At 69.5% G+C, this 12,130-nt stretch carries 11 protein-coding genes and 1 pseudogene; 8 read left to right on the top strand and 4 right to left on the bottom strand.

The genetic code is table 11. The features are described from left to right. Window positions 1-103 precede the first annotated feature (103 nt). Window positions 104-1,702 (bottom strand): ABC transporter substrate-binding protein, encoded by a 1,599-nt coding sequence (locus OIE40_RS02950; protein WP_264699922.1) that lies wholly within the window; start codon window positions 1,700-1,702, stop codon window positions 104-106. 126 nt (window positions 1,703-1,828) lie between these two features. Between OIE40_RS02950 and OIE40_RS02955 the strand changes: the two genes are divergently transcribed. From OIE40_RS02955 to OIE40_RS02975, 6 genes and pseudogenes are all read left to right on the top strand, one after another. Next, complete coding sequence (locus OIE40_RS02955) at window positions 1,829-2,560, top strand: FadR/GntR family transcriptional regulator (protein ID WP_264699924.1); 732 nt, start codon at window positions 1,829-1,831, stop codon at window positions 2,558-2,560. A gap of 142 nt (window positions 2,561-2,702) precedes the next feature. Then, a complete protein-coding gene (guaB, locus tag OIE40_RS02960) occupies window positions 2,703-4,226 on the top strand; it encodes an IMP dehydrogenase (protein ID WP_264699925.1) in 1,524 nt (507 codons plus the stop codon). A gap of 66 nt (window positions 4,227-4,292) precedes the next feature. After that, window positions 4,293-5,399, top strand: coding sequence for a GuaB3 family IMP dehydrogenase-related protein (locus OIE40_RS02965; protein ID WP_264699927.1), 1,107 nt, complete (start codon window positions 4,293-4,295; stop codon window positions 5,397-5,399). Between the two features lie 275 nt (window positions 5,400-5,674). Further along, window positions 5,675-5,968, top strand: coding sequence for a chorismate mutase (locus OIE40_RS02970; protein WP_264699930.1), 294 nt, complete (start codon window positions 5,675-5,677; stop codon window positions 5,966-5,968). A gap of 8 nt (window positions 5,969-5,976) precedes the next feature. Next, a pseudogene (locus OIE40_RS16980) lies at window positions 5,977-6,255 on the top strand (GNAT family N-acetyltransferase); the annotation flags it as partial. A gap of 223 nt (window positions 6,256-6,478) precedes the next feature. Continuing rightward, window positions 6,479-7,039, top strand: a complete 561-nt coding sequence (locus tag OIE40_RS02975; protein ID WP_264699932.1) for an NUDIX hydrolase — start codon at window positions 6,479-6,481, stop codon at window positions 7,037-7,039. Here OIE40_RS02975 and OIE40_RS02980 read toward each other — a convergent pair. Next, entirely contained in the window at window positions 7,028-8,068 is a 1,041-nt protein-coding gene (locus OIE40_RS02980) for a helix-turn-helix transcriptional regulator (RefSeq protein ID WP_264699933.1), read from the bottom strand. The genes OIE40_RS02975 and OIE40_RS02980 overlap by 12 nt on opposite strands. A gap of 62 nt (window positions 8,069-8,130) precedes the next feature. On the opposite strand from OIE40_RS02980, the gene OIE40_RS02985 reads away from it, so the two are divergent. Beyond that, window positions 8,131-8,736 carry a TIGR03086 family metal-binding protein gene (locus tag OIE40_RS02985; RefSeq protein ID WP_264699935.1) on the top strand — a complete coding sequence of 202 codons (606 nt, stop codon included), beginning with the start codon at window positions 8,131-8,133 and terminating at the stop codon, window positions 8,734-8,736. Between the two features lie 71 nt (window positions 8,737-8,807). Here OIE40_RS02985 and cysE read toward each other — a convergent pair whose 3' ends face one another. Then, the gene (gene cysE / locus OIE40_RS02990) at window positions 8,808-9,365 is read right to left on the bottom strand and encodes a serine O-acetyltransferase (protein WP_264699938.1); all 558 of its coding nucleotides are present in this window, start codon (window positions 9,363-9,365) and stop codon (window positions 8,808-8,810) included. Between the two features lie 105 nt (window positions 9,366-9,470). After that, window positions 9,471-10,400 (bottom strand): cysteine synthase A, encoded by a 930-nt coding sequence (gene cysK / locus OIE40_RS02995; RefSeq protein WP_264699940.1) that lies wholly within the window; start codon window positions 10,398-10,400, stop codon window positions 9,471-9,473. A gap of 96 nt (window positions 10,401-10,496) precedes the next feature. Between cysK and guaA the strand changes: the two genes are divergently transcribed. Beyond that, window positions 10,497-12,053 (top strand): glutamine-hydrolyzing GMP synthase, encoded by a 1,557-nt coding sequence (gene guaA / locus OIE40_RS03000; protein ID WP_264699942.1) that lies wholly within the window; start codon window positions 10,497-10,499, stop codon window positions 12,051-12,053. The last annotated feature ends 77 nt before the right edge of the window (window positions 12,054-12,130 follow it).

Below are 12,130 nucleotides of genomic sequence, written 5' to 3' on the forward strand. Positions count from 1 at the left end.
CCCCTCCTTCGGCCCATGTTTTGTTGTTTGCCTTTTGGTTGCCCCACGTGGGGGGGGGGGGGGGGGGGGGGGCGCGCCAACCCCGCCCCCCCCCCACCTTCGGTCAGGCCTTACGCGTCGCGTTCAGCAGGTTGACACCGGGAATGTCGAGCGCCTGGACGCCGCCGATCTTGTTGGCATCCCAGGCCGTGAACAGCTTCATGTGCATCACCGGGTAGACGACGGCCTCGTCGGCGATGGTGTCGAGGGCAATGTTCATCTTCTTGGTGGCCTCGCTCTCGGAGGTGGCCCGCAGGGCCGCGTCCAACTGCTCCATCAAGGCCTTGTAGTCGGACGTGTCCGACCACTTGTTCCAGGGCATGAACTGGCTGGTGGGGGAGTAGAACCAGCGCACGTTCAGGTCGGGATCGATCCCGAACTGGTTGGGGTTGCCCGAGAAGGTCACCACGTCGGCGTCGTCGCCCGCAGCCAGCTTGGAGTTGAACTGCGCGGTCTCCACGACATCCAGGGTCGTCTCGACGCCGATGGCATCCCAGCTCTCCTTGATGGTGTTCACCGCCACCTTCGTCCACGAGATGTTCGTGGACATCAGCCGGATCTTGATCGGCGTCGAAACGCCGGCCTGCTTGAGCAGGGCCTTGGCCTTCTCCTGGTTGTAGGTGTACTGGGTGTTGGCCTTGTTGTAGTACGGGCTGGACTCCTGCAGGAAGGAGGTTGCCGGCGTCCCCTGACCGGAGATGGACACGTCGATGAGCTTCTCGGTGTCGATAGCGGTGCGGAGCGCCTGCCGGACCAGCTTGTTGTCGAACGGCGCCTTGCTGGTGTTGAAGGCCAGCCCCAGCATGTTCATGCTGTCCTTGCCCTCGACGGTGAGCCCGCGCTGCTTGAGCTGATCGAGGCCGTCGGTGGGGATGTTGTCGGAGATCTGCACCGGATCGGAAGCGGCCGTCAGGGAGGCGAGCCGCGCGGCCGGGTCGACCGCGACATTCCATTGCAGTTGCTTGACGGTCGGCTTGAGCGGGCCGTTGTAGGTGTCGGCGAGGACGAGCCTGGTGAACGAGGTGTCCTCGTGGGCGGCGACCTTGTAGGGGCCCGAGCCGAGGGCGTTCTTACCCTGGGCCAGGAAGCTCGCGTCCTTACCCTCGAACACGTGCTTCGGCATGATCTTCACGATCGAGAAGCGCTGGAGCGCGTAGGTGAAGGGGAACTTCATGTTGATCTGGACGGTCTGATCGTCGACCTTGTTCACCGAGTCGAGCCAGTCGGAGAAGAATCCGGTGGTGATGATCTTCGACGCCGGATCCAGCACCCTGCCGAAGCTGAACACTACGTCGTCGGCGGTGACGGGCTGACCGTCCTGCCACTTGGCGCCGTCGCGCAGTTTGACCGTCCACGTCTTCGACGTCAGTTCATCGTCAGTGGGCAGCGCGGCGGCGAGAGCGGCGTAGGGTTTCCGGGTCACGGCCTCGGCATCCCACAGGGCCTCATAGATGTGGTTCTGCGCCGCCATGGCGAAAGCGGAACCGGTGTTCAGCGGATCCCAGCTGCTGTTGTTGTTGTAGCCGATCGAAACCTCGATCCGCTCCGCTGCGGGCACGTCGTCCACATTGACGCTCGATGCCGGCCCGCTACAGGCAACAAGAGCGAGCAGCAGCCCGCTGACAGCTGCTCCCCGGCCCAGGCGGCGGGTTGTCGCACTCATACACACTCCTCGACGAGTTGATCTGATGACAATCATCGGACGTCCGATGTTGTATGTCAGATACTCGCATCGATACGATGCAGTGGTCAACTGAGCCCGCAAAGTCTGCGGAACAAAGGAGTATGAATGGCTGCCACCCCCGACACCGCCGGCGCTGCGCTGAACGGCTCTGTGCGGGGCCACCTGTCCGTTGCTGACCTGATAAAGAGCTACATCCTCGACAAGCATCTGAAACCCGGCGATCCGATGCCCACCGAAGCGGAACTGTCGCAGCTTCTGGGCATCAGCCGATCGAGTGTGCGCGAAGCCGTCAAGACGCTGAGTTCTCTCGACATCGTCGAGGTGAGGCACGGTCACGGTACGTTCGTGGGGCGAATGTCCCTCACCGCGATGGTCCAATCGCTGGCGTTCCGTGGACTGCTCAGCCCCAAGGACGATCAGCACGTGCTCAGCGACCTTGTCGACCTGCGCGAACTGCTGGAGTCGAGCCTTGCCTCCGCCTTCATTCACAACCTGCAGCGGCCGGCGGTGCTCACCCTTCGCCGACTGGCGGCCACCATGAGCGAGAAGGCCGCACGATCAGAGGAGTTCACCGCCGAAGACCGCGACTTCCACATGGTGCTGATGGAAGCCAGCGGCAACGCCCTCGCAGTCCAGCTCACCGGCGCCTTCTGGGACGTGCACTCCATCGCGCTCAATCAGCTGGGGGCGCCGAGCGATCTGGTCCAGACCGCCGAGGCGCACGCCGCCATCATCGACGCCATCGAGTTCGGCGACGAGCAAGCCGTCAAGAAGGCCATCGTCGACCACTACAGCCCCGTCCGACGACGGATGGCTCGGGCCGTCGGCGACGACTGAGGCGCCGCACGCGACTGCGGCGGGTTGCGCGTCGCGGTGTCCACCTGGGAGTCGGTGACAGTGTTCGGACGCCTGGACGGCGCCTGCCCGAGGGGGCCCGCGGCATAGACTGACGGTCCCGCTGCTAGGAGTTGATGCCTCGATGACCTCGTCCGACCTGACCCCGTCCGGCGTCCCCGCGCCGTTCGCGACCCTCGGTCTCACCTTCGACGACGTCCTGCTCCAGCCGAACGCCAGCGACGTCATCCCGTCCGCGGCTGACACCTCGACGCAGTTGTCGAAACGCATCCGGGTGAACATCCCGCTGATCAGCGCGGCCATGGATACCGTCACCGAGGCCCGGATGGCGATCGCGATGGCCCGTGAGGGCGGCATGGGAATCCTGCACCGCAACATGCCCGCCGACGAGCAGGCGTCCCAGGTCGACCGGGTGAAGCGGTCCGAGGCCGGCATGGTCGACCAGCCGATCACCATCACCGCCGACCGCACCATCGGTGAGGTGGACGAGCTGTGCGGCAAGTTCCGCATCTCGGGCGTCCCGGTGGTGGACGCCGACGGCAAGCTGCTCGGCATCGTCACCAACCGCGACATGCGCTTCGAGGACGACCCGAGCCGTCGCGTCGCCGACGTGATGACACCGATGCCGCTGGTGACCGGCTGGCCGGGCATCACCAGCGAGGAGGCGTTGCGGCTGCTCGCCCGACACAAGATCGAGAAGCTGCCGCTGGTCGACACCGACGGCACGCTGCGCGGCCTGATCACCCTGAAGGACTATGTGAAGTCCGACAAGTACCCGCTCGCCTGCAAGGACGAGCAGGGCCGGCTGCGGGTCGGTGCGGCGGTTGGCTTCTTCGGTGATTCCTGGCAGCGGGCGATGCTGCTCGTGGAGGCCGGGGTGGACGCCGTCATCGTCGACACCGCACATGGCCACTCCACCGGGGTGCTCGACATGATCGCCCGGCTCAAGGCCGAGCCCGCCGCGAAGGACGTCGACATCATCGGCGGCAACGTGGCGACCTACGCCGGGGCGTCCGCCCTGGTGGACGCCGGCGTCGACGGCGTCAAGGTGGGCGTCGGACCGGGCTCGATCTGCACCACCCGGGTGGTGGCGGGCGTCGGCGTCCCGCAGGTGACCGCCATCCACGATGTGGCCCGCGTCTGCCGGCCGGCCGGGGTGCCGGTGATCGGCGACGGCGGCCTGCAGTATTCGGGCGACATCGCCAAGGCGCTCGTGGCCGGCGCCGACACGGTGATGCTCGGCTCGCTGCTGGCCGGCTGCGACGAGAGCCCCGGCGAGCTGGTGTTCATCAACGGCAAGCAGTACAAGTCCTACCGGGGGATGGGTTCGCTGGGTGCCATGGCGGCGCGCGGACGCCGGGCGTCCTACTCCAAGGACCGCTACTTTCAGGGCGATGTGACCTCCGACGACAAGCTGATCCCCGAGGGGATCGAGGGCCAGGTCGCCTACCGCGGGCCGCTGGCCGCGGTGGCCTACCAGCTGGTGGGGGGCCTGCGGCAGTCGATGTTCTACACCGGCGCCGCCACCGTCGAGCAGCTGCACGAGCGCGGCAGGTTCGTCCGGATCACGTCGGCCGGCCTGCGCGAGTCGCATCCCCACGACATCCAGATGACCGTCGAGGCGCCGAACTACTCGACGCCCGACTGAGCCGGTAGTTTCCTGCCCTGACGACACTCCGACCATGACACTCCCATAAGGCGAAGGAGCCAGCCGATGATCGAGATCGGGCGATCCAAGCGTGCCCAGCAGGTGTACTCGTTCGACGACATCGCCATCGTGCCCACCCGGCGCACCCGGCACATCGAGGACGTCCGGCTGAACTGGACGATCGACGCGCTCACTTTCGATTTCCCGATCGTCGCGGCGCCGCAGGATTCGGTGATGTCGCCGGCCACCGCGAGCGCGTTCGGCAAGCTCGGCGGGTTGGGAGTGCTCAACCTGGAGGGGCTGTGGACCCGCTACGAGGACCCAGAGCCGCTGCTGGCCGAACTCGCCGAGATCGAGGATCCCCTGGCCGCCACCCAGCGGATGCAAGCGCTGTACGCCAAGCCGATCCAGGGCGAGCTGATCACCCAGCGGCTGGCCGAGATCCGCGAGACCGGGGCGCCGGTGGCGGGGGCGCTGTCGCCGGAGAACTGTCGGCCGTTCGCCTCGGTGGTCGAGAAGGCCGGGGTCGACTTCTTCGTCATCCGGGGTACCACGGTGTCGGCCGAGCACGTCAGCAACACCGTCGAGCCGCTCAACCTCAAGGAGTTCATCTACGCCCTCGACGTGCCGGTCATCGTCGGCGGCTGCGCCACCTATTCGGCGGCCCTGCACCTGATGCGGACCGGGGCGGCCGGCGTCCTGGTCGGCTTCGGCGGCGGCGCCACCAAGCGCACCCGCAACGTGCTGGGTGTCGAGGTGCCGATGGCGTCCGCGCTCGCCGATGTGGCCGAGGCCCGGCGCGACTACATGGACGAGTCCGGCGGTCGCTACGTGCACGTGATCGCCGACGGGGCGTTGGGCCGTTCGGGTGACATCGCCAAGGCGCTGGCCTGCGGCGCGGACGCCGTCATGGTCGGCTCGCCGCTGGCGCGGGCGTCCGAGGCGCCCGGTCACGGCTACCACTGGGGGCCGGAGGCGTGGCACCCCACCCTGCCGCGCGGCGAGCGGGTCCGGTTCGGGGCGATCGGCACCCTCGAGCAGATCCTGCACGGCCCCTCGCACACCCCCGACGGCACGATGAACCTGGTAGGTGCCCTGCGCCGCGCGCTTGCCACCTGCGGCTACACCGAGGTCAAGGAGTTCCAGCGGGTCGAGGTCGTCGTCCACGCCTGAGCCGGTGGCCGTCGGCTGCGCCGGCGACGCTTCGCCGGCCCTCCACCCCTCGTCATCCCGGGCTGGGTCCGGACCTCGTGCCGGTCTTTTCATCGCATGCGGGTATACCGATTTTCGACGTCGATGACCATGTAAGCGCTTCCATCGCCGTCCGGGGAGATCGACGTCGAAAATCGGTATATCAACCGGCGGTGATATTCGCCCCGGTCGCCTCGGGCCCAGAGGTGGGATCAAGACAAGAGGCCAGCCGCACACTGCCCGTTAGGATTCGACCCATGAGCGCACCGCACCCGGAACTGGCCAGGCTGCGGGGCAGCATCGACAATCTGGACGCCGCCCTGGTCTGCCTGTTGGCGGAGCGTTTCAAGATCACCCAGCGGGTGGGGGAGTTGAAGGCCGACCTGGGGTTGCCGCCGGCGGATCCGGAACGCGAGGCCGAGCAGATCGAGCGGCTGCGGCAACTCGCCCACGACGCGAACCTCGACCCCGAGTTCGCCGCGAAGTTCCTGACCTTCATCGTGTCCGAGGTGGTGCGGCACCACGAGCAGATCGCCCGCGGGGCGTCCTGAGGGTGGCGGTGACCATCCGGCCAGCGACGGCGGCGGACCGGGCGGCACTGGCCGCCGTCGAACAGGCGGCCGACACCCTGTTCGACGGCGTCATCACGCTGCCGTCGGGCACCGCAGACCTGGCGGCACCGGGTTTCGTCCTCGTCGCCGTTGGCCGCGACGATCGTCCGGTCGGGTTCGTCCAGGTGCTCGAACAGGACGCCCGCTTCCACCTGGAGCAGCTCAGCGTCCACCCCGACGCCCAGCGGCGGGGGATCGGGGCGGCACTGCTGGACGCCGCCGAGCAGGCCGTGATCGCCGCGGCGGCTCGGTCATCACCCTGCGCACCTTCGCCGACGTGCCCTGGAACGCGCCCTTCTACCGCTCACACGGGTTCGTCGAGGCCGAGCTGCCGGTGGCGCTGGCCGCTCTTCAGGACGCCGAGCGCGGCTGGGGCTGCTGGCCGCCGGGCGTCGGGTCACCCCTGCCAAGCAGGTCGCGCCGGACGTCGTCCCGTGGCCGGCGACCAGCGTGCTGCCGCTGCGCGACGGGGTGGGAGGGCTGGAGGTGTTCGTGCAGTTCCGCGCGTCCACGATGGACTTCGCCGCCGGGGCGGTGGTGTTCCCCGGTGGGCGGGTGCTGACCGGCGAGGTGCCGGTCGCCGTCCCCGAGTCGCACGCCGTGGCCTGGGCCGCCACGGATCTGCCGGACGCCGGGGTGCTGGCGGCCGCGGCGATCCGCGAGGTCGCCGAGGAGTGCGGGGTGATCCTGCGCGCCGACGACCTGGTGCCCTGGGACGACTGGGTCACCCCGCCCGGCGGGCGTCGCCGCTTCGATGTCGCCTTCTACCTCACAGCCGCCCGGCCCGATCAGGACTGGCGCAACACCACCACCGAGGCGGTTCGCACCGGTTGGGAGCGACCGGGCGGGCTGCTGGCCGACGCCGACCGCGGGCTGCTGCGACTGATGCCGCCCACCCGCACCCTGCTCAGCGAACTGACCGCGCTGCCGACGGTGGCGGTGGCGCTGGCGTCGGCGCCAGAGATCCGGCCGGTGCTGCACGATGCGGGACGCCCCCGGCTACGGTCCTGACCCGCCGGCGGCGGTGTCGACAGGGTCACCGGGCACGGCCCCGGCGGCCGCGGTGTGTGCCGCCAGGCTCTCCCGGGCGAGCCGGATCACGTCCTGCCGGAGCGAATCGGGGCTGAGCAGACGGGCGTCCCCGCCGTGGGCCAGCACGATGGCCAACGCCGCCTTGGCGGCCCGGAACGACAGCTCGAGCACCGGCCAGCCGCCGTCGGTGCCGACGCGGTCGATGGTGCTGCCGGCCGCCAACTGGAAGCGGGCGTGCGAACAGAAGAAGTCGACGACGTCGGGGTGGACGGCGACGGTGATCCGCCAGGGCCGGGCGCCCTGCTCGAAGCGGGACCGCTGCCGCTCCCAGGCCTGCGCCAGGTCGAAGCCGTCCGGCAGGACGGCAGGTTCGTCGAGCACCTCGGCGGCCACGATGCGCGACACCCGGTAGGTGCGGGATTCGCCGGCCCGGCCGGCCAGCAGGTACCAGCGACCCGTGTTCTCGACCAGACCGTAGGGATCGACCGTGCGGACCGACGGCGCCGTATCGTCGTCGGCCTCGGAACCGGACCGGTAGCTGAGCATCACCCGGCGCCTACGGGTGGCGGCGTCGCGCAGTTCGGGGAGCAGCGGCACCTGTTCGGCGGCGTCGAACCAGCGCCGACGGTCGACCATCACCACCGAGGCCAGCGCCTCGGCCCTCTCCAGCGCCGGGGCGGGAACGGTCGCGGACAGCTTCGTCAATGCCGAGCTCAACTCGCCGCCCAACCCGAGCTCGGTGGCCGCGGTGCCCGACGTCCAGGCGAACAGCGCCTGCGCCTCGCCCGGGCTCAGCCCCGACACCTCCGTCCGGTACCCCTCCAGCAGGGCGCAACCGCCACCGCGGCCACGGTCGGTGTAGACGGGGACGCCTGCCGCCGACAACGCCTCCATGTCGCGCAGCACCGTCCGCTCGGAGACCTCGAGCAGTTCCGCGATCCGGCGGGCCGGCAGCCGGCCGTGCCGGCGCAGCAGCGCCAGCAGTTGCAGCAGTCGATCGGCGCGCATGCGGACGAGTCTCGCAGAAATACCTGACAAGAGATGTCAGGTTAGGCCGCGAGGCTGGTTCCATGACTGAAACCCAGACCGTGCCGGACACCCGGCCCCTGTTGTCCAAGGCCCTCGACCAGGTCACCTGGCTCATCGAGGCTGTCGAGGTAGCCGACCTCGTCCGTCCCACCCCGTGTTCCGAGTGGAGTGTCCGCGACCTGCTCAGCCACCTGGTCGCGATCGACACCCGCATCGCGCACGTCGCGGGTGGCGGCCACTTCGCCGAGGTTCCGACCAGCGTCACCGGCATCGCCGACGACGGCTGGGCCGACGCCTGGCGCACCGGGTTGGTCACGGTGCGGAACTCCGTCGGCGGCCCCGACGTGCTGGGTCGTACCTGGCAGCACCCGGCGGGCGACATGCCCGGCTTCCAGGCGATCGCCATCTACGCCAGCGAGTTCGCCGTGCACGGCTGGGATCTTGCGCGTGCGTTGGGCCGCGACGCCGACCTCGACGAGGCCCTGGCGGCCGCGCTGGTGGGCCCTATCACCGGTGCCCTCCCGGCGCAGCCGCGCAACCTGCCGCAGATCCCGTTCGGCCCGGTGGTCGAGGTGCCGGCCGACGCCGCCCCCTACGCCCGGCTGGTCGGCTGGGTGGGGCGCGACCCGCAGTGGCGGGCCGACTGAACGGCAGTCCGCACCCCTCGGTGAGTCGGCGCACTCCATCGGTGCCCGCGAACTGGTTCGCGGCGGCGCGATCAGGCGATGATGTCGCCGGCGGTCATGTGGGCCGGTATGCCGGTCACCACCGACCCCGGCGGCACGTCCTTGACCACCAGCGCGTTCGCGCCCACCTTGGCGCCGTCGCCGACGGTGATCGGGCCGATGATCTTGGCGCCCGCACCGAGCAGGACGCCGTCGCCGATCGTCGGGTGCCGCTTGAACCGGCCGCGGGAACGGCCGCCCAGGGTGACCTGGTGGTACATCAGCACGTCGTCGCCGATCTCGGCCGTCTCGCCGATCACCACACCGTTGCCGTGGTCGATGAAGAAGCGGCGTCCGATCACCGCGCCGGGGTGGATCTCCACCTGGGTCAGCGTGCGCGAGACCTGTGACAACAGCCGCGCGACCGGTCGGAGCGCCGGCGAGGCCAGCCAGAGCCGGTGGCACAGCCGGTGCGCCCACACCGCGTGGACGCCGGGGTAGGCCAGCGCGACCATCAGCTTGCTGTGGGCGGCCGGGTCCTCGCGCAGGGCGGTCTCGAGGTCCTCGTTGAGCCGGAACCAGGCCGCCGATGCCAGTGCGCGCACATCCATCGCCCCATCCAAGCAGCTTCGGCCCGGCCGGCGGGAGGCGTCCGGAACGCCGAGCGGGCCCCGTCGTGAACGACGGGGCCCGCTGGGCTCGAGCGCGACGGTTGCTCAGTCCATCAGGTCCGAGTACAGGATCGTCGACAGGTAGCGCTCACCGAACGACGGGATGATCACCACGATCAGCTTGCCGGCGTTCTCTTCACGGGCGGCCAGTTCGCCGGCCGAAGCCAGCGCGGCGCCCGAGCTGATGCCCACCAGCAGACCCTCCTGCGCGGCGGCCAGCCGGGCGTACTCGACGGCCGTCTCGGCGTTCTGCGGGATGATCTCGTCGATGACCGACTGGTCGAGGATCTCCGGGATGAAGTTGGCGCCGATGCCCTGGATCTTGTGCGGGCCCGGCTTGCCCCCCTCGAGGATCGGCGATTCCTTGGGCTCGACGGCGATCATCTTCACCTCGGGCTTGCGCTCCTTCAGCACCTGGCCGACACCCGAGATGGTGCCGCCGGTGCCGATGCCGGCCACCACGAAGTCGACCTTGCCGTCGGTGTCGTTCCAGATCTCCTCGGCGGTCGTCTTGCGGTGGATCTCGACGTTGGCGGGGTTCGCGAACTGGCGGACCAGCACAGCACCCTCCTCGGCGCCGATCGCCTCGGCCCGCGAGACGGCGCCCTTCATGCCCTCGGGGCCGGGGGTCAGCACCAGCTCGGCGCCGAAGGCGCGCAGCAGGGCGCGGCGCTCCTTGCTCATCGTCTCCGGCATGGTCAGCACCACCCGGTAGCCGCGGGCTGCACCCACCATCGCCAGCGCGATGCCGGTGTTGCCCGACGTGGCCTCGACGATGGTGCCGCCGGGCTTGAGCTGACCGGACGCCTCGGCGGCGTCGATCATCGCCACACCGATCCGGTCCTTGACCGAGTTGGCGGGGTTGTAGAACTCGAGCTTGCCGACCACCGTCGCCTTGGTGTCACCGAAGATCCGGTTCAACTTCACCAGCGGGGTGCGCCCCACGAGTTCGGACACGTTCTCATAGATCTGCATGCAGCTTCCTCACTACTGGGCGGTGCGGGGGTCTCCCGCGTTCACAAACGTCCGTCGCCAAAAATATCACCATTGGCAACCCTAGACTGACGTCCCATGAGCCACGAGCACGAGCTGGTCCTGGTCGTCGACTTCGGCGCCCAGTACGCACAGCTGATCGCCCGGCGGATCCGCGAGGCGCGGATCTACTCCGAGATCATTCCGCACACCACGCCCGTGGCCGAGATCATCGCCCGCCGCCCCAAGGCGATCGTGCTTTCCGGCGGCCCGCAGTCGGTGTACGCGGCGGGTGCCCCCCAGGTCGATCCGGCGCTGTTCGACACCGGAGTGCCCACCTTCGGGATGTGTTACGGCTTCCAGGCGATGGCCCAGGCGCTGGGCGGCGACGTCCGCCGTACCGGACTGTCGGAGTTCGGCCGCACGCCCGTCCATGTGGCCGAGAACGCCGGCGCGCTGCTCGGTGACATGCCGCCCAACTTCCGGGCCTGGATGAGCCACGGCGACGCGGTCTACGCGGCCCCACCCGGCTTCCTGTGCCTGGCGAACTCCGACGGCTCGCCGGTCGCCGCCTTCGAGGATCTCGCGCGCGGCCTCGCTGGCGTCCAGTGGCACCCCGAGGTGGGTCATTCGGAGTTCGGCCAGGTCGTGCTCGAGAAGTTCCTGGTCGACATCGCCGGCTGCCGCCAGGACTGGACGCCGGCCAACATCGTCGACGACTCGGTCGCCGCCATCCGCGCCGCCGTCGGCGATGCGCAGGTGCTGTGCGCGCTGTCCGGCGGGGTGGACTCCGCGGTGGCGGCGGCACTGGTGCAGAAGGCGATCGGCGACCAGCTGACCTGTGTCTTCGTCGACCACGGCCTGCTGCGCAAGGACGAGGCCGAGCGGGTCGAGCGGGACTTCGTCGCCGTCACCGGCGTCGACCTGGTGGTGCGCAAGGAGGCCGACCGCTTCCTCGGTGCGCTGGACGGCGTCAGCGACCCCGAGACCAAGCGCAAGATCATCGGCCGCGAGTTCATCCGCACCTTCGAGGACGCCGCCCGCGCGCTGAACGCCGAGAAGGACATCGAGTACCTTGTCCAGGGCACGCTCTACCCGGACGTCGTCGAGTCCGGCGGCGGTGAGGGCGCGGCGAACATCAAGAGCCACCACAATGTCGGCGGCCTGCCCGACGACCTGCAGTTCACTCTGATCGAGCCGCTGCGCACGCTGTTCAAGGACGAGGTGCGTGCCGTCGGCACCGAGCTGGGACTGCCCGACGACATGGTCTGGCGGCACCCCTTCCCGGGCCCGGGTCTGGCGATCAGGATCATCGGCGCGGTGACCAGGGAGCGGCTCGACCTGCTGCGCGAGGTGGACGCCATCGCCCGCGCCGAACTCACCGAGGCCGGGCTCGACCGCGACATCTGGCAGTTCCCGGTGGTGCTGCTGGCCGAGGTCCGCTCGGTCGGGGTGCAGGGCGACGGCCGCAGCTACGGGCACCCGGTGGTGCTGCGTCCGGTGACCAGTGAGGACGCCATGACCGCGGACTGGGGGCGGTTGCCGTACGACCTGCTGGAGCGCATCTCCACCCGGATCACCAACGAATGCCGGGAGGTCAACCGGGTGGTGCTCGACATCACCTCGAAGCCGCCGGGCACGATCGAGTGGGAGTAGCCGGGCGCCCTCCGGGGGCCGGGGCCGACCTCCGCTAGGGTGCCAGCACCGGCACCGGGCGAGTGACCGAGGCGCCG

The organism is Micropruina sonneratiae, assembly GCF_025972045.1.
GTDB lineage: Bacteria > Actinomycetota > Actinomycetes > Propionibacteriales > Propionibacteriaceae > Micropruina > Micropruina sonneratiae.